Consider the following 17,363-nt stretch of genomic DNA (forward strand, 5'->3'; position numbering starts at 1 on the left):
GATCATCGGCCTTCGGCCTCGTCCGGGATGACGCAGGAGGGGCTGAAGCGCAGGAGCAATTCCGCCAACGCTCTCCACCTCATGCCCGCCGAGGGCGCCAATGGCTCCCGGCTCTTCGGCTTCGCCTGCGGCCGGGATGACGTCCGAGTGGGAGGCACGACCTTGCCTCCTCTCGGCCGTCACACCGGGCAAGGCGCAGCCGCGACCCGGGGACTATTGGCTCCCAGAGCGGCGGCGAGGACACCGGAACCTCTCCCGCGTCCTCCGGACGCCGCGCTCTCCTCTGGTCCCCCGCACGCAAGCCCCTCCCTTCGTCATCCCGCACGCAGCGAAGCGGAGATGCGGGATCGGAGAGCCGAGGGCCTCACGAAGGCACTCCCGAACGCCCCCGCAACCGCCCTGCCTCCTCGATCCCGGATCATCGGCCTTCGGCCTCGTCCGGGATGACGCAGGAGAGGCTGAAGCGCAGGAGCAATTCCGCCAACGCTCTCCACCTCATGCCCGCCGAGGGCGCCAATGGCTCCCGGCTCTCCGGCTTCGCCTGCGGCCGGGATGACGTCCGAGTGGGAGGCACGACCTCCCATCCCCTCGGCCGTCACCCCGGGCAAGCGGAGCGCGACCCGGGGCCTATTGGTTGCCAGAGCGGTCGCGTCCCTTGCACCGCCCCGTCCTCTGGTCCCCCGCACGCAAGTCTCTCCTCTCGTCATCCCGCACGCAGCGAAGCGGAGATGCGGGATCGGAGAGCCGAGGGCCTCACGAAGGCACTCCCGAACGCTCCCGCAACCGCCGTGGCTCCCCGATCCCGGATCGTCGGCCTTCGGCCTCGTCCGGGATGACGCAGGAGGGGCTGAAGCGCAGGAGCAATTCCGCCAACGCTCTCCGCCTCACACCCGCCGAGGGTGCCAATGGCTCCCGGCTCTGCGCTGCCGCTCGTCCGGGACGACACCCTGAGAGAGTGGCACGGCCTCCCATCCCCTCGGGGGGAGGAGAAAGCCTCAGCTCGCGCCGCCGAGGCACTCCTGAATCGAAGTGGCAAGGCCGTCGATCAGCCCGAAATAGAGGTCCGGGCCATCGGCAAGGCCGGCGCCGAGCGGATCGAGCACGCCTGCGCGGGCCGGCGTGCCCTCGGTCACCACCTGGATCAGTTTCGGCTCGAACTGCGGCTCGGAAAACACGCAGGTCGCGCCGAGCTCGGCGATCCGGCCCTTGATCTCGGTGATCCGCTCCGCCCCCGGCATCACCTCCGGGCTGACGGTGATCGAGCCCGAGGCGGAGATGTCGAAGCGCTTCTCGAAATACTGGTAGGCGTCGTGGAACACGATGAAGCCCTTGCCGCGCACCGGCGCCAGCCGCGCGTCGATGTCGGCGTGCAGCGCCTCCAGCCGCGCGATGGTGCTGGCGGCATTGGCCTCGTAGGTCGCGGCATTGTCCGGGTCGGCCTCGGCCAGCGCCTCGGCGATCTCGCTCACCATGGCCTTGGCGTTTTCCGGGTCGAGCCAGACATGGGCGTCGAAGGCGCCATGCGCATGACCGTGGTCGTGCGCATGGTCATGACCGGCGGCCTTCGCCGTCTCGTGCTTGTGGCCGTGGTCATGCGTATGCGCATGGCTGTGCGCGTGGTCATGGCTATGCGCATGATCATGCTTGTGATCGTGGGCATGGTCGTGCTTGTGATCGTCCTTGGCGTGCTCTTTGGCATGATCGTGGGCATGATCGTGTCCGGCGTCGGCGTGCCCCTCGTCCTCGCCGTGGTCATGCGCCTCGAACGGGCCGCCCTCGCGGAACGGCAGCTTGATCAGCCCATGCGCGTCGATCAGCTCGACCGCCTTGGCATTGGCGCCGATGGTCTCCACCGGCTTTTCCAGGAAGGCCTCCAGCTCGTGGCCGATCCAGAAGATCAGGTCGGCCTCCTGCAGGGCCTTGGCCTGCGACGGCTTCAGGCTGTAGGTATGCGGCGAGCCGGCGCCTTCGACGATCAGGGCGGGCTCGCCCACGCCCTGCATCACCGCTGCCACCAGCGAATGCACGGGCTTGATCGAGGCCACCACCTTCGGAGCGGCATGCCCTGCGGCGGTCGTCGCGACGAGCAGCGAGGCGGACAGCAGCAGTCGTTGGGCAAGCGTCATGGACAGTCTCCGTTTCAGGCTGGCATGTTATAAGATCACGGGGTTGTGTTATGCTATAACGTGTGGGATACAGGCTCGCAAGCCCCCTGTTGAAAAATGTCCCGCGCCGCGAGGCGAGCGGGACTTGCCGGCGCAGCGGCGCCGTTGGAGGATGGCCGGGTGACCCAGGATCCCGCCTCATGTTGACGACCCCTTCCGCAACCGCCGGCCGCCGAACCGGCGAGGACCTCGTGCGGCTGACCGGCGCCGGCGTGTTTCGCGACGGGCGATGGCTGGTGCGCGGCGTCGATCTTGCCGTACGCCGGGGCGAGATCGTCACCCTGATCGGGCCGAACGGCTCGGGCAAGTCGACCACCGCCAAGACCGCGCTCGGCATCGTTGCCCCGAGCGAGGGGCGGGCCGAGCGCTGCCCCGGCCTCGTCGTCGGCTATGTGCCGCAGAAGCTCAGCATTGACTGGACGCTGCCGCTCTCCGTCGAGCGCTTCCTGTCGCTCACCGGCCGCATTTCCTCGCGCGAGACCGACCGCGTGCTGGAGGCGACCGGCATTGCGCATCTGCGCCAGGCCGAGATGCGCAATCTTTCCGGCGGCGAGTTCCAGCGCGCGCTGCTCTCCCGCGCCATGGCCCGCAAGCCCGACCTCCTGGTGCTCGACGAGCCGGTGCAGGGCGTCGACTTTTCCGGCGAGGTCGCGCTCTACGACCTGATCCGCCGCATCCGCGACGATATCGGCTGCGGCATCCTCTTGATCTCGCATGATCTGCATGTGGTGATGGCGGCGACCGACCATGTCGTCTGTCTCAACGGCCATGTCTGCTGCCAGGGCGCGCCGACGGCGGTCGCCTCCAGCGAAGCCTATCGCCAGCTTTTCGGCGCCCGCGCCGACGCGACGCTCGCCGTCTACGAACACCATCACGACCACACCCATCTGGCGGACGGGCGGGTGCTGCATGCGGACGGCAGCATCACCACACATTGCCACCCGGACGACGGCCACCACCACCACGACCACGATCACCCCGATCACGGCCATGACCATCACGGCCATGACCATGCGGCGGGGGGCGATGCCTCGCCCGCGACCGGAGGACGCCATGCTTGACGACTTCTTCACCCGCGCCCTTGTCGCCGGGGTCGGGGTGGCGCTGGTCGCCGGGCCGCTCGGCTGTTTCGTCGTCTGGCGGCGGCTCGCCTATTTCGGCGACACGCTGTCCCATGCCGCGCTCCTCGGCGTCGCGCTCGCCTTCCTGATGCAGGTCAACATCACGCTGTCGGTCTTCACTGTTTCGGTGCTGGTGTCGCTGGCGCTGCTGGCGCTGCAGCGCCGCGCCTCGCTCTCGTCGGACTCGCTGCTCGGCCTGCTCGCCCATTCCTCGCTGGCGCTTGGCCTCGTCGCGCTCGCCTTCATGAGCTGGGTGCGGATCGACCTGATGGGCTTCCTGTTCGGCGACATCCTCGCCGTGTCGCGGTTCGACATTCTCGCCGTCTATGTCGGCGGCGCGGCGGTGCTGGCGGTGCTGGTCATGATCTGGACGCCGCTCTTCGCGGCGACGATCAGCCGCGAGCTTGCCGAGGCGGAGGGCTTGCGCCCCGACCGGGCCAACCTCATCTTCATGATCCTGCTGGCGACCGTCATTGCCATCTCGATGAAGATCGTCGGGGTGCTGCTGATCACCGCCATGCTGATCATTCCGGCGGCGACCGCCCGGCGCCTGTCGTCCGGCCCGGAGCAGATGGCAGTGATCGCCGCGCTTGTCGGCGCCGTTGCCGTCGTCGGCGGCTTGTTCGCCTCGCTGGAGTGGGATACGCCGTCGGGACCGTCGATCGTGGTGGCGGCGCTGGTGCTGTTTCTCGCCAGCCTGTCGCCCTTCGCGGAGAAGCTGCCGAAACTGTTCGGCGCCGGCGCACGGCGCGCGCGCCCTGGGAGTAGCAGTCAATGAGCGGAGACACCTCGTCCGGCCACGGCCACACTCACGGACATGGCCACAGCCCTGCCGGCCTCACCCGCAACCAGAGCCTGGTCCTGTCGGCGCTGGAGCGGGCCAAGGCGCCGCTCAGCGCCTATACCATCCTCGACCAGTTGCGCGACGACGGCTTCCGCGCCCCGCCGCAGGTCTATCGCGCGCTCGACAAGCTGGTGGAAATGGGTGCCGTGCATCGGCTGGAAAGCCTCAACGCCTTCGTCGCCTGCCGCCATCCCGACTGCGACGGCCACGAGACCGCCGCCTTCGCCATCTGCGAGACCTGCGGCCAGGTGACCGAGCTCAACGACAGCGAGTTCTCCCACCATCTGCGCGACCTTGCCGCCAAGGTCGGCTTTGCCGTGCGCAAGTCGACGGTGGAACTGCGCGGCACCTGTGCCACCTGCCAGGCTGTTGCCTAAGGCAGGCAAGACTGCCAGGCTGTTGCCTAAGGCAGGCTAAGAATGCCAGGCTGTTGCCTAAGGCAGGCAGGACTGCCAGGCTGTTGCCTAAGGCAGGCAAGAAATTTCAGGCTGTTGCCTGAGGCAGGCTAAGACTGCCAGGCTGTCGCCTAAGGCAGGCCTGAGAGGGCGACAAATTTTCAGCGCACCGCCGCGACCGATCCCGCCGCCTGCGGCAGGATGAAGGGAACCTCGCCCGCCGGCACCGCCGACACCCGCAACGGATGGTCGAACGCCTCCGACACCAGCCGGTCGGTAATGACCTCTTTCGGCGTGCCCTGCGACAGCAGCCGGCCGGTCTTCATCACCAGGATATGGTCGGCATAGAGCGCCGTCAGGTTGAGGTCGTGCAGCACCGCGACGACGCCGCCGCCGGCGCGCGCATAGTCGGCCGCGACATCCATGATCAGGATCTGGTGGCGGATGTCGAGGCTGGAGATCGGCTCGTCGAGGAACAGCCAGCGCGGCACGCCGCCGGGGCAGGGGTCCCAGACCTGGCACAGCACCCGGGCAAGCTGCACCCGCTGCTGCTCGCCGCCCGACAGCGAGTGATAGGCGCGCGCCGCGAAGCCGTCGAGATCGACCCGCTCCAGCGCCTCGCAGATCCGCCGATGGGGGGAGGCGGAGGGCAGCGCGCCGCGGCGGATGCCGAGCCGCACCACTTCGGCGACGGTGAGCGGAAAGGTCAGGCTGGTGTGCTGCGGCAGCACTGCGCGCAAGCCGGCCAGCGCCTCCGGCGGCAGGCCGTCGACCTTGGTCCCGTTGAGCCGCACCCGGCCGGTGTGGCGCAACTCGCCGGTCACCGCCTTCAGCATCGTGCTCTTGCCCGAGCCGTTCGGCCCGACGACCACCGTCACGGCGCCGGCCTTCGCGGCGAAGGAGACATCGCGGACGATCGGCGTGCCGCCCAGTGAGACGTTCAGCGCCTCGATCTCCAAAGTAGGGGTCGCAGCCATGCTCATGAATAGATCAGCCCTTTCCGCCGCAGCAGGATCCACAGGAAGAACGGCGCGCCGGCCAGCGCGGTGAGAATGCCGATCGGCAGTTCCGCCGGGGCGACGATGGTCCGGCTCACCGTGTCGGCGAGGATCAGCAGGCTGCCGCCCAAGAGCGCGCAGGCCGGCAGCAGGAACCGGTGGTCCGGGCCGATGGTCAGCCGCAACAGATGCGGCACGACGATGCCGACGAAGCCGATGCCGCCGCTGACCGCCACCGAGGCGCCGGTCGCCGCCGCCACCGCGACGATGGCGACCCGCTTCAGCCGCTGCACGCGGATGCCCAGATGCCCGGCCGCCGCCTCGCCCAGCACCAGGCCGTTGAGCCCGTGGGCGAGGAACGGCACGCCGACCAGCACCACGGCGATGATCGGCCCGGCCGCCAGGATCTTCTGCCAGTTGGAGCCGGCCAGCGAGCCGAGCGCCCAGAAGTTGAGGTCCCGCAATTGCTGGTCGCTGGCGATATAGACGAGGAGGCCCGTCGCCGCCCCCGCCAGCGCCGACAGGGCGATACCGGCGAGCAGCATCGTCGCGACGGAGGTCATGCCGCCGCGCGTGCCGATGCGGTAGAGCGTGAAGGTGGTAACAAGCCCGCCGAAGAAGGCGGCGAGCGGCAGCGCATAGATGCCGAGCACCGCCACCACCGGCGCCAGCGCCGTGGTGCCGAGCACGATCATCGAGGCAGCGCCGAGGCCGGCGCCCGCCGACACGCCGACAATGCCGGGATCGGCGAGCGGATTGCGGAACAGGCCCTGCATCACCGCGCCGGAGACGGCGAGCGCGGCGCCGACCAGCGCGCCGAGCAGGACGCGCGGCAGCCGCACATCCATCAGCACGATGCGGTCGCGCAGCTCCGCCGGGCTTGCCGCCTCGCCCTGGCCCAGCAGCGCCTTGACGACGGCCGACAGGGGGATGTCGAGCGCGCCGGTGGTCAGCGAGAACAGCATCACCGCGACCAGCAGCATGGCGAGGCCGGCGATCACCAGCCGCGCCAGCGGCTCGCGGTCGCCGAGCCGGGCCTGCGCGACGACCCGCTCGGGCAGCAGCCGTTCGGACAGGGACGAGGCGGAAAGGCTCATCGTCAAAGACCCAACTCGGCGAGCGCCGCCGACAGGTCGCGCACGGCAGCGCCGGTGCGCGGGCCGAAGCCGATCAGATAGAGCCCGTCCATCTGGATCAGCCGCTTGTTCTGCCCGGCCGGGGTCTGCGCCAGCGCCGCATTGCCGAACACCTCGTCGGCGGAGGCGGTGTGGTTCTCGCCGCGACTGATCATCAGGATCACGTCGGGGGCCGCCGCGATCACCGCCTCGTCGTTGATCTGCTTGTAGCCCTCGAACACGCCCATGGCGTTCTGCGCGCCGGCCAGCTCGATCATGCCGTTGGCGGCCGTTCCCGTGCCCGAGGCAAGGATCCGCCCGCCATTCATCGACAGGATGAACAGGATGCGCGCCTCGCGGCCGCGCGCGGCGGCCTCGGCGACGGCCTCGTCCAGGGCGGCGCCCACCTCTTCGGCGAGCTGTGCCGCCTTGTCGCCCGCGCCGATCGCCGCGCCGATCCGGTCGATCTTGCCGAGGATGCCGGCGCGGTCGAAGCTCTCGGGCACCGAGACGTAAGGAACGCCCGCCTCGCGCAGCACGGCAAGGGCTTCCGGCGGGCCGCTGCCCTCCAGCATCAGGATCGCGTCGGGCCGCACCGACAGCACGCCCTCGGGCGAGAGCGCGCGCATATAGCCGACATCGGGGAGTTCGGCCGCCGCCGGCGGGAAGCCGCTGGTGGAATCGCGCGCCACCAGCCGGGCCTCCTCGCCGAGCGCATAGACGATCTCGGTCACCGAGCCGCCGATGGCGACGATCCGCTGCGCCGCCGAAATGTCCGCGGCCTCCTCGGCAAAGGCCGGGGTGGCGGGCAGGGCGAGGGCGGCCGCAAGGGCGATGCGGCGAAGCGCGCGGCCGCCTGGCCGCAGGGAAAGAAGGGTCATCATCCGTCCAGACATGGTGAGGGTCACTCGGCGGCGATGGTCGCGGGGCGCGCCAGCCCCTCGACCAGCCCGCGCCAGTCGGCGCGCTCGGCGCGGCCTTCCTTGCGCACGCCGAAGAACTGGATGACCAGCGTGCCGTCGGCGTCATAGGCCTCGACCGAGGTGACGTTGCCGTCGCTGGTCGGCTTGCGCACGGCCCAGGCCTCCTTGATGTGGTCGGTGCGCAGATGCAGGTGGAAGCCCGGATCCATCACGTTGAGCCAGGGCCCCATCGGCGCGATCTTGGCGATCGGCCCGGAATGGATCTGGATGCAGCCGCGATTGCCGACGAAGCACATGATCGGCTGGCCGCTCTCCGCCGCTGCCTGCATCATCGCCGGCACCGCCCCCTCGGCCAGCGGCCAGGCATAGTCGTCGCCGGCCAGGGTGAGCGCGTTCAGCCGGTGCAGGTCGAGATCGCGCAGCATGCCGTGGAACTGATGCGTGTCGGTCAGCGCCTGCCAGCGCTCGCGCAGCGCGTCCTGCTTGTCGCGCTCCAGCGCCGGGCGCGCCGACCCTTCCGCCGGGGTCACTTCGCTCAGCAGGCCCGGCGCCTGGTCGTCGGCGAGCAGGCTCTCCACCAGCGCGGTCCAGGCGGCCATGTCGGTGCCGGGGCGCGTATGCACCTTGTGGACCGCATCGCCATGCGCGTCGAAGAACTGCAGGCTGAGGCGCTCGACCCCGTCCTCGCCGGTCTTGGCGACGGCGAAGCCGTGCGCCCAGGCGGTCGGGAACATGCGCGTGTCGATGTCCGCGCCCAGCATCATCGCCGCCCGCTTGCCCGGCACGAAGCGCTCGTAGACGCCGATCTTCTCGTGCACCGCGCTCTCGTTGCGGGTCAGCGCCATCACTTCGCCGACGCCGCCCAGCCCCGTGAAGATCTCGTCGAAGCGGATGTCGATGCGGCTGACGCCCTGGCCGCAGAAGGCGGAGACGAACTCCGCCTCGCTGAGGCCGAGCATGCGGGCAAGGTCGCGCTCGCGCATCTTGGGGTTCTCGGCCCGCATCCGGCGGACATGTTCGAAGTCGGTGGTTTCACGGGTCATGGGGGATCACCTTGTTGCCAGCGGCCACGGCGGGGCGGACCGCACCTTGCGGCGGTCTCGCATCCTTGCGGCCGGTCGGTTTGGACCTTTGCTTGCGCCCTTCGCCGCCGGGCGATCCCGGGCAAAAGGGGGGCTGGCTGGGTGCCGGACGGATTTCCTGCGACCGGAAGGCCGATCACATACTTGACTCAATTACTCATGTTTTGTAACGACATCAATACCTGAGTAACTATCTCAAGTTTTATCACCAAACGACGAGCAAGCAAGCGCGTGCCAGCGAGCGATCGACCATGATGGAGTTGTCAAATGGGGCTGGCAGGCTCGTACAGGATTGAAAAGACGGCGGCGGGCAGGGCCGCTGTCTTGATGAGCGGCGTCGCGTTCTGCGCGCTGACGGGAATTTCGGGCGCTCTTGCGCAGGACGTGCCGGCGGAGGGCGATCCGGCCCGCAGCACGGCCTTGCAGCGCATCGTCGTCGGCGCCGGCGTCGAGAAGGTGGCGATCGACACGCCGCAGGCGGTCACCGTCCTCGACCAGGAGGACATCGACGCCGAGCAGCCGATGACCATCGGCGACATCTTCCGCCAGGTGCCGGGCATCACCGTTGTCGGCAGTGACCGCGTCGGCGGCCAGTCCTTCAACATTCGCGGCATCGGCGATCTCGGCTCCTCGGACGAATCCAAGATCATCGTCTCCGTCGACGGCGCGGTGAAGTTCTACGAACAGTACCGCATGGGCTCGTTCTTCTCCGATCCCGAGCTTTACAAGCGGGTCGAGGTGCTGCGCGGTCCGGCCTCGTCCACCCTTTACGGATCGGGCGCCATCGGCGGCGTGATCAATTTCACCACCAAGGACCCGGAGGACTTCATCAAGCCGGGCGACACCGGCGCCGTGCGTCTGAAGACGATGTACGATTCCAACAAGGACGGCGCCCTGGCCTCGGTCACCGCCGCCTATGCCTTCTCCGAGCAGACCTCGGTGTTGCTGAACGGCAACTTCCGCCGGTCGGGCGAATATGAGAACGGCCTCGGCCGGCCAGTCGTCGGCTCCGATTTCGAGGCCTTCTCCGGCCTTGCCAAGGTCGTCCACCGCTTCGGCGACAACAACGAGCAGTCGCTGCGCCTGTCCTACGAGCGTTGGCAGAGCGAGGACGACAACGCCCAGTACTCGCTGACCGGCACGCTCGGCTTCGGCACCATCGACCGCGACATCACCGACCAGACGGTGGCCCTCATCTATGAAAACCCGGCCAGCGACAATCCCTGGCTGAACCTCAAGCTGAACCTCAGCTTCTCGGACACGCAGGTGAAGCAGAGCAACGCCTCGGCACCGATTCCCTCGCCGTTGTTCTTCGACAGCGAATACGGCTACCGCACCTGGTCGGGCCGGGTCGAGAACACCTTCGACTATGTCGGCGACAGCATCCGCAACTACTTCACCTTCGGCACCCAGGTCAGCTACCAGGAGCGCATCGCCACCACCCGCTTCGGCGACGTCTCCTTCCATCCGGAAGGCACGGACACCAAGTTCGGCTTCTTCGCCCAGAACGAATTCGTCTGGAACGACCGGCTGACCCTCATTCCCGGCGTGCGCGTCGACTTCGTCCAGCTCGATCCGGCGGCCGCCGTCATCGGCGGCAGGAAGCAGAACGAGACCGCCTTCTCGCCGAAGATCGCGGTGATGTACAAGCTGAATGACACGTTCTCGCTGTTCGGCTCGCTCGCCCATACCGAGCGCGTCCCGACGCTGGACGAGCTCTATTCGACCAATCCGGCGGACGGCAATTATCCGGGCGGGCGCACCGTCAGCCTCGGGCTGACCAAGGAGAGCTCGAACAGCGTCGAGGTCGGCTTCGCCGTGTCGACCTTCGACCTTTTCGAGAAGAACGACAGCCTGCAGATCAAGACCACGGGCTTCTACAACGATCTCAAGGACATGATCGTCGCCAACCCGGCGCGCGGCCTGCCGACGCCGGTCCCCTACTATACCAACGTCACCCATGCGGAGATCATGGGCGTCGAGGTCGAGGCGGCCTATGATTCGGAATATGTCTTCGGCAGCCTCGCCTTCAGCCATGTCCACGGCACGAACAAGGCGACCGGCGCGACGCTCAACACCATCCCGGCCGACACGCTGGCGGTGACGCTCGGCGGCCGTCTGCCGGACTACGACCTGTCCTTCGGCTGGCGCGGCCTGTTCGCCGGGTCGATGAGCACCGGTGCCACCGCCAACCGCGCCTATGGCGGCTATTCGGTGCACGGTCTCTTCGTCGACTGGAAGCCGGGCGAGGGGCAGTTGGCCGGGTTCGAACTGCGCGGCTCGGTGGAGAACTTGTTCGACAAGCAATATCGTAACAACCTCGCCGGCGACGATGCCAAGGGGCGCACGTTCAAGTTGACGCTGGCCAAGACCCTCGGCTGGTAGGCTGATCGGGAGAGACGAATGGGACTGAGACTGGAAATCGCGGCGGCGGCGGCCTTGACCGCCGTCGCCCTGTGGGGCGGCCCGGCGCGGGCCGCCGGGGACGCTCCGGCTGACGGTGCGGCCCCGGCGGCACTTCACATTGAGCTGAACCGCGCCGTCGACAACGGCGCGGGCGGGTGCCGGCTCACCTTCGTGGTGCGCAATGCGACCGGGGCCGAGCTGCCGCAGCCGCGATTCGAGTTTGTGCTGTTCGACAGCGACGGGCTGGTCGACCGGCTGACCACGTTCGACTTCGGCGCGCTGCCGGAGGACAAGACCTCGGTGCGCCAGTTCGACCTGGCCGGCGCCCCGTGCGAGGGGCTCGGCCGCCTGCTCGTCAACGGGCCGGCCCAGTGCGGCGAGGCGGGCGCGGCGGCGCATTGCCGGGCGGCGCTGTCGCTGTCGAGCCGCACCGAGATAGCCCTGATCCGATAACCCTGCTGGGAACCGACCATGTCCTTTGCCGATATCCTGCGCCCCGTCACCGACTTCCTGGAGCTTGGCGGCCCCGTCGTCGCCCTGCTCGCCGTGCTCTCCGTCGTCGCGCTGGCAGTGGTGATCCTCAAGCTCGCCCAGTTCTGGCTGGAGCGGGTCGGCCGGCCGGGCCGGGCCGAGGCCGCCGTGCGCCTGTGGGGCCATGGCCGCCACCGCGAGGCCTGGCAGGCGCTCGGCGACATCCGCAGCGCCTCCGAGGAGGCGGTCGCCATCGCCTTGCAGGCGGGCGAGGCCGGCACTGTCGACAAGGCGTTGGTTGAGGAGGAGATCGCCCGGGCGGCGACCCGCCGCCTGCACGGGTTCAATCGCGGCATGAAGGCGCTCGACGCCATCGCCCAGATCGCGCCGCTGCTCGGCCTGTTCGGCACCGTGCTCGGCATGATCGAGGCCTTCCAGAAGCTGCAGGAGGCCGGCAACGCCGTCGATCCGTCGCTGCTCGCCGGCGGCATCTGGGTGGCGCTGCTGACCACCGCCGCCGGTCTGGCCGTCGCCATGCCGGTCTCCCTCGTCGTCACCTTCCTGGAATCCCGCATTGAGGACGAGAAGGTCGCCATCGAGACGCTGGCCTCGGCCGTGCTGCTGCAACAGGCGCGGGGCGCGCGCGCCGCCGCCGCCGACCCGCTCGCGGACACTGAGGCGGGGGGCTTTGAGCGGGTCGCCAATGCGCATTGACTTTGCCAGCCCGCGCCGCCGCCGCCTGTCGCTGACGTCGCTGATCGACGTCATCTTCCTGTTGCTGCTGTTCTTCATGCTGTCGTCGACCTTCACGCGCTTCGCGCAGGTCGATCTGGCGGCGCCGGGCGGCGGCACCGGCGGCGCGGCCGCGCGGCCGGACATCTTCGCCACCGTCGATGCGGACGGCCTCACCGTGAACGGCACCCTCATTGATCCGCGGGCGCCGGGCACCGCCATTTCCGCGCTGATCGAGGCTGGCGCGAAGACCGCGCTGCTGGTCCCGCGCGAGGGCGCGCGCGCCCAGGATCTGGTGAGCGCGCTGGAACTGCTGCGCGGCGGCAACGCGCTCAAGGTGATCGTGGCGAGGCCGAAATGATCCGGATCCGGCAGAAACCGCCGAAGCGCCAGGCGGAAAGCACCATTTCCCTGATCAACATCGTCTTTCTGATGCTGATCTTCTTCCTGATCGCCGGCCAGCTCGCGCCGCCGGTCGAGCCGTCGGTGACGCTGGCCGAGACCGTCGACGCCCCGCCGCTGGCGCCGCCCGACGCGCTGTTCGTCGACAAGGACGGCGCGCTCACCTATCGCGGCCGGCCGACCGATATTGCCGCCTATCTCGCGGCTCTCGCACCGGGCGTGCCGGCAGGCGAGGCGAGCGAGGGCGAGGGGGGCACCAGTGGGCCGCCCGTCATGCTCGCCGTCGACCGCGACCTTGGCGCGGCCCGCGTCCTGGAAATCGCCGAGGACCTCTACCGGGCCGGCGCCGGCAGCGTGTCGCTCGTCACCAGCGGGGTGGAGCGATGAAGCTGCGACCGCATCATGTCGTCGCCGCCCTGGCGATTTCCACCGTGGTTCATGCCGCCGCCATCGCCGTGCTGGCGGGCGGCGAGCCGGGGCTGGAGCTGGAGGGCGGCAGCGCCTTTCTCTCGGCCGAACTGGGCCAGGGCTTTTATGACGCCTTGCAGGCCGGCAGCGAGGGCGAGGTGACCGAGGCCGTCAGCGAGACCACCGAGGTGGTGACGCCGGTCGATGCCCCGGAAGGGGTGAAGGCGGTGGAGCACGCGACCGCGCTGGTGGAGAGCGTCAGCGAGGCGGAGGCGGCGCCCGAGGCGCCGACCAGCGAGGCGCTGCCGCCGGACGAGCTTGTCGAGGCGGTCGAGCCGCCGACAGAACCCGCGACGACCGAGCCGGTCACGGCCGAAGCCCTGACGCCCGAAGCCGTGACATCCGAGGCGGTGACATCCGAGGCGGTGCCGATGGAGATCGCGGCGCTGGCGCCCGGCCTTGCCGCGACCGCCGTTCCCACCGCCGTCGAACGGCCGGACGAGACGCCGCCGGAGACCGCGCCAGAGACCGCGCCCGTGCAGGCCAGCGTCGCGCCGCAGGAGGCCGAGCCCGTGCCCTCGACCGAGCGGCTGGAGGCGACCGTCGCCGTGCCGGTGCCCCAAGCCCGCCCGGCCGACCTCGAGGTCGCCGAGACCCGCCAGCCGGCGCCGGCCCGCAAGTCCGACACGGTCAAGCGGCAGACGGAGAAGCCGGCCCGCGCCGCGAAGGCGGCGAGCACCAGCGGCGCCGGCGGCCAGTCGAACGCCACCGCCAAGGCCGGCGGCTCCGAGCGGGCCGGCACGTCCAGCGAGTTCGGCAATGCCGAGGCCTCGAACTACATGGGCCAGATCTATCGCAAGGTGAACCGGGCCAAGCGGCGCGGCAGCGTCGGGCGCCAGCGCGGCGAGGCGCTGATCGCCTTCGTCGTCGCCAGCAATGGCAGCCTTGCCGGCGTGCGGGTGGCGCGCAGTTCCGGCAACGAGGCGATCGACCGCGAGGCGGTGAGCACGGTGCAGCGGGCGCAGCCTTTTCCCCCGATCCCGCCGCAGGCCCGGCGCAACACCTGGACTTTCACGGTGCCGATCGCCTTTTGAGCGGGTTTGCGCGGCGAAACGCAATTTCGGGCCGATTTGAGAGGGAATTTTGCAAAATTCCTCTCAATTTTTTGCAAGCGTACCCGCGCGATTTTCCGGCCGGAAATCCCCGCGCGATGGTCGGCCCGCCATCCGGCGATCCGGCCGCCGGTTGCGCCGCCGGACCGCGCGCACTGCGCGGCCGGCGTCTGCCCGGCGCGGGGAAAGCCCGCCGGTTGGCGGCCGGTTGGCGGCGGGAAAACCCTGTGCCGGACGACAGATTGCCGAACGGGTGCCATGATTTGCGGCCAGTCTTGCGGGGAACGCCGGGCCGATCGCGCCGCAGGCGGAGCGTGGACAGGCCCTTGCACACCTCACCTTTCGACAGGATCGCATTTGCCGCGTGGCTCCGCCCGCCGCTCGCGCTCCTGACCGGTCTTGTCCTCGCCGGCACGGCGGTGGCGGCGCCGCCCCTGCCGCAACCGCGACCCGAGGTCGAGATCGCCTCGCGGCCGCAGGAGGGCGGGGACAACCCGGTTTCGACGCCCCGGGCCAAGCCGCCGCTATCCCCGGTGGAGGCGCCGGCGGCGGCGGGGATCGCGCCTGCGGCCAGCCCCTGCGCGCAGGCTCTCTCCCGCCTCGGCGCTCGGTTCGAGCCGCTGCCGGAGATCGAGGCGCCCGGCGCCTGCGGCATCGAGGATCCGGTGTCGCTGTCGCGGGTGGGGGCCATGGCCCTGGTGCCGCCGGCCGTGCTGTCCTGCGACACGGCGCTGGTGGCGGCACGCTTCGCCGCCGGGGTGATCCACCCGCTCACCCGCTCCACCTTGGGTGCGGATGTGGCCGAAATCCGGGTCGCGGCCTCCTATCATTGCCGCGGGCGCAACCGGGTCGCCGACGCAAGGCTCAGCGAACATTCCTTCGGCCGGGCGATAGATATCCGCGGGCTGGTGCTGGAGGACGGACGGGAGTTCGCCGTCGCCCCGCGCCCGACCGGCGACGAGCCCGCCGATTTTCTGCAAAAATCGCTGCGGACAGCCGCCTGCGGGCCATTTACCACCGTTCTCGGCCCCGGATCGGATGCCCATCACGACGATCATTTGCACCTCGATACCAAGCCGCGCCGCGCGCCCTGGTGCCAGTAGTGCTCCGGCCTCGTCCTCTTTATTCCCGTTCCGCAGGGCTGAAAGGGCCGGAAGACTGACCCAGATCAAGGAAAGACCGGCCATCTTGCGGAATACTATCCCCGTGGCCGTCTCCTCGACCTGTCCGTAACCCCCCCAACCGAACGCCGAGGCCGTCGTGACCAAGCGCCAGAAAACCAAAGCCGGACCGGGTTCCGGCACCGCCACTATTCCCGCCAGGGCCGCATCCGCGTCGTTGCCCGTGCCGGTCCCCATGCCCGCTCGACTGCCAGCGCCGGCAAGCCCGGCAAGCCCGGCCGAAAGCCCGGTTCCGAGCCCGCCGGAGCCTGCCCGCCATCTGCACGAGAACATGGACCGCAGCGTCCGCGCGGCGGTTGCCCGGCTGACCGGAGGCGTTTCTCCCCACGCCTTTCTCGGCGCCTGGGGCGACTGGATGCTGCATTTGTCCCGCGCCCCCGGACGCCAGCTCGATCTTGCCGAGCGGGCGCGCGACAATGCGATGAAGCTCGCCGCCTACACCCTGACCGGCGACGGCGAGCGGGCGCCGCCGCCTTTTACCCCGAAGAGTTTCGATCACCGGTTCGGCCATCCCGGCTGGCAGAAGGCGCCCTATCGCATCTGGCAGCAGAGCTTTCTGGCGGTGCAGGACTGGTGGGATTACGCGACCGAACCGCTGCGCGGGCTGGAGCAGCAGGACGCGGATCGCACCCGCTTCATGGCGCGGCAGGCGCTCGACCTCGTCTCGCCGTCGAACTTCCCCTGGAGCAATCCCGAGATCCTGGAAGAGACCGCCCGTCAGGGCGGGCGCAACCTGATCGAGGGCGCCGCGCATTTCGCGGAGGACTTCATCAAGACCGTGACGCAGCGCCACGATCCGGCGCCGAAGGGCTATGAGATCGGCAAGGATCTTGCCTGCACCCCCGGAACGGTCGTCTATCGCAACGACATCTTCGAGCTGATCCAGTATACGCCGCAAACCGACAAGGTTCAGGCGGAGCCTATCCTGATCGTTCCGGCCTGGATCATGAAATACTACATCCTCGATCTGTCGCCGCACACGTCGATGGTGAAGTATCTTGTCGACCAGGGCTTCACCGTCTTCATGATTTCCTGGGTGAACCCGACGGCGGAGCAGGCCGGACTGTCGCTGGAGGACTACCGCAAGCGCGGCGTGATGGCGGCCATGGATGCGGTGTCGGCCATCGTTCCGGACGAGCGCATCCATGCGGTGGGCTATTGCCTGGGCGGCACCATGCTGGCGATCGCGGCGGCGACGATGGCGCGCGATCATGACGACCGCCTGGCCTCGATCACGCTGATGGCGGCGCAGGTGGATTTCGTCGAGGCGGGGGAATTGCTGCTGTTCCTCGACGAGAGCCAGGTGGCGTTCCTGGAAGACATGATGTGGGACCAGGGCTATCTCGACCGGCCGCAGATGGCGCGCACCTTCGCCGCCATTCGCGCCGAGGACCTGATCTACAGCCGCGCCGTGCGCCGCTACATGCTCGGCCAGCAGGATCTGCCGACCGATATCGGCGTGTGGAACGGGGACACCACCCGGATGCCGGCGCGCATGCATTCGCAATACCTGCGCGGCCTGTTCCTGGAGAACCGCCTGACTGCCGGCCGATTCGCCGTCGAGGGGCGGGTGATCGCGCTGAAGGATATTTCCGCGCCGATGTTCGTCGTCGCCACGGAGACCGACCATATCGCGCCGTGGAAGTCGGTCTACAAGACCCAGCTTTTCACCGACAACGACCTGACCTTCGTGCTGACCAAGGGCGGCCACAATGGCGGCATCGTCAGCGAGCCCGGCCATCCCCGGCGCCACTACCGCCTGTCGCACCGCCCGGCCGGCGCCCACTATTCCGGTCCCGACGGCTGGCCGGAGCGGCATCCGGCCCGGCCCGGCTCGTGGTGGCCGGAATGGGCGGCCTGGCTGGCGGCCCGCAGCAGCGGCACCACGCCACCGCCGCGGATCGGTGCCCCCGAGCAGGGCTTGCCGCCGCTTGGCCCGGCGCCGGGCAGCTATGTCCACCTGGTGTGAACCGGTGCCGGCGGGGGGAGGGGGAGAGATGTGGAAGGA

The 17,363-nt window shown here is 69.3% G+C and carries 16 protein-coding genes; 11 read left to right on the forward strand and 5 right to left on the reverse strand.

The genetic code is table 11. The annotated features are described in order from the left end of the window. Positions 1-995: 995 nt before the first annotated feature. Positions 996-2,126, reverse strand: coding sequence for a zinc ABC transporter substrate-binding protein (locus tag P2PM1_RS09730; protein ID WP_186398924.1), 1,131 nt, complete (start codon positions 2,124-2,126; stop codon positions 996-998). A gap of 182 nt (positions 2,127-2,308) precedes the next feature. Here P2PM1_RS09730 and P2PM1_RS09735 point away from each other — a divergent pair, with 182 nt between their 5' ends. The 3 genes from P2PM1_RS09735 to P2PM1_RS09745 are packed head-to-tail and all read left to right on the forward strand — an operon-like array spanning position 2,309 to position 4,507. Continuing rightward, a complete protein-coding gene (locus P2PM1_RS09735; RefSeq protein ID WP_371636629.1) occupies positions 2,309-3,226 on the forward strand; it encodes an ATP-binding cassette domain-containing protein in 918 nt (305 codons plus the stop codon). Continuing rightward, positions 3,219-4,064 (forward strand): metal ABC transporter permease, encoded by an 846-nt coding sequence (locus tag P2PM1_RS09740; protein ID WP_186398926.1) that lies wholly within the window; start codon positions 3,219-3,221, stop codon positions 4,062-4,064. The genes P2PM1_RS09735 and P2PM1_RS09740 overlap by 8 nt, the downstream gene beginning before the upstream one ends. Further along, positions 4,061-4,507 carry a Fur family transcriptional regulator gene (locus P2PM1_RS09745; RefSeq protein WP_186398927.1) on the forward strand — a complete coding sequence of 149 codons (447 nt, stop codon included), beginning with the start codon at positions 4,061-4,063 and terminating at the stop codon, positions 4,505-4,507. Before P2PM1_RS09740 ends, P2PM1_RS09745 begins: the two co-directional genes overlap by 4 nt. Positions 4,508-4,686: 179 nt before the next feature. On the opposite strand, the gene P2PM1_RS09750 is transcribed toward P2PM1_RS09745, so the two are convergent. Genes P2PM1_RS09750 through P2PM1_RS09765 form a run of 4 tightly spaced genes read right to left on the reverse strand, consistent with a single transcriptional unit; the run spans position 4,687 to position 8,604 of the window. Continuing rightward, complete coding sequence (locus P2PM1_RS09750; RefSeq protein ID WP_186398928.1) at positions 4,687-5,508, reverse strand: heme ABC transporter ATP-binding protein; 822 nt, start codon at positions 5,506-5,508, stop codon at positions 4,687-4,689. Next, positions 5,505-6,620 carry an iron ABC transporter permease gene (locus tag P2PM1_RS09755; RefSeq protein ID WP_186398929.1) on the reverse strand — a complete coding sequence of 372 codons (1,116 nt, stop codon included), beginning with the start codon at positions 6,618-6,620 and terminating at the stop codon, positions 5,505-5,507. Before P2PM1_RS09755 ends, P2PM1_RS09750 begins: the two co-directional genes overlap by 4 nt. A 2-nt stretch (positions 6,621-6,622) precedes the next feature. Continuing rightward, positions 6,623-7,519 (reverse strand): hemin ABC transporter substrate-binding protein, encoded by an 897-nt coding sequence (locus P2PM1_RS09760; protein ID WP_371636591.1) that lies wholly within the window; start codon positions 7,517-7,519, stop codon positions 6,623-6,625. Positions 7,520-7,542: 23 nt separating this feature from the next. Next, positions 7,543-8,604: a hemin-degrading factor gene (locus P2PM1_RS09765; protein WP_186398931.1), complete on the reverse strand. Its 1,062-nt coding sequence runs from the start codon at positions 8,602-8,604 to the stop codon at positions 7,543-7,545. A gap of 366 nt (positions 8,605-8,970) precedes the next feature. On the opposite strand from P2PM1_RS09765, the gene P2PM1_RS09770 reads away from it, so the two are divergent. The 8 genes from P2PM1_RS09770 to P2PM1_RS09805 all read left to right on the forward strand — a co-directional run bounded on the left by P2PM1_RS09770 (position 8,971) and on the right by P2PM1_RS09805 (position 17,324). After that, positions 8,971-11,028, forward strand: a complete 2,058-nt coding sequence (locus tag P2PM1_RS09770) for a TonB-dependent receptor domain-containing protein (RefSeq protein ID WP_186389656.1) — start codon at positions 8,971-8,973, stop codon at positions 11,026-11,028. A gap of 18 nt (positions 11,029-11,046) precedes the next feature. Beyond that, entirely contained in the window at positions 11,047-11,502 is a 456-nt protein-coding gene (locus P2PM1_RS09775) for a hypothetical protein (protein ID WP_186389655.1), read from the forward strand. Positions 11,503-11,520: 18 nt separating this feature from the next. Further along, positions 11,521-12,234 (forward strand): MotA/TolQ/ExbB proton channel family protein, encoded by a 714-nt coding sequence (locus tag P2PM1_RS09780; protein WP_186398932.1) that lies wholly within the window; start codon positions 11,521-11,523, stop codon positions 12,232-12,234. Beyond that, positions 12,224-12,613, forward strand: coding sequence for a biopolymer transporter ExbD (locus tag P2PM1_RS09785; protein ID WP_186395849.1), 390 nt, complete (start codon positions 12,224-12,226; stop codon positions 12,611-12,613). Before P2PM1_RS09780 ends, P2PM1_RS09785 begins: the two co-directional genes overlap by 11 nt. Beyond that, a complete protein-coding gene (locus tag P2PM1_RS09790) occupies positions 12,610-13,041 on the forward strand; it encodes a biopolymer transporter ExbD (RefSeq protein ID WP_186398933.1) in 432 nt (143 codons plus the stop codon). The genes P2PM1_RS09785 and P2PM1_RS09790 overlap by 4 nt, the downstream gene beginning before the upstream one ends. Beyond that, positions 13,038-14,156, forward strand: a complete 1,119-nt coding sequence (locus P2PM1_RS09795; protein WP_186398934.1) for an energy transducer TonB — start codon at positions 13,038-13,040, stop codon at positions 14,154-14,156. The genes P2PM1_RS09790 and P2PM1_RS09795 overlap by 4 nt, the downstream gene beginning before the upstream one ends. Before the next feature lie 344 nt (positions 14,157-14,500). Next, entirely contained in the window at positions 14,501-15,277 is a 777-nt protein-coding gene (locus P2PM1_RS09800; RefSeq protein ID WP_186398935.1) for an extensin family protein, read from the forward strand. Between the two features lie 349 nt (positions 15,278-15,626). Then, positions 15,627-17,324 carry an alpha/beta hydrolase gene (locus tag P2PM1_RS09805; RefSeq protein WP_244301456.1) on the forward strand — a complete coding sequence of 566 codons (1,698 nt, stop codon included), beginning with the start codon at positions 15,627-15,629 and terminating at the stop codon, positions 17,322-17,324. Positions 17,325-17,363: the final 39 nt, after the last annotated feature.

It is taken from the genome of Stappia sp. P2PMeth1 (assembly GCF_900185735.1).
Classification (GTDB): Bacteria; Pseudomonadota; Alphaproteobacteria; order Rhizobiales; family Stappiaceae; genus Stappia.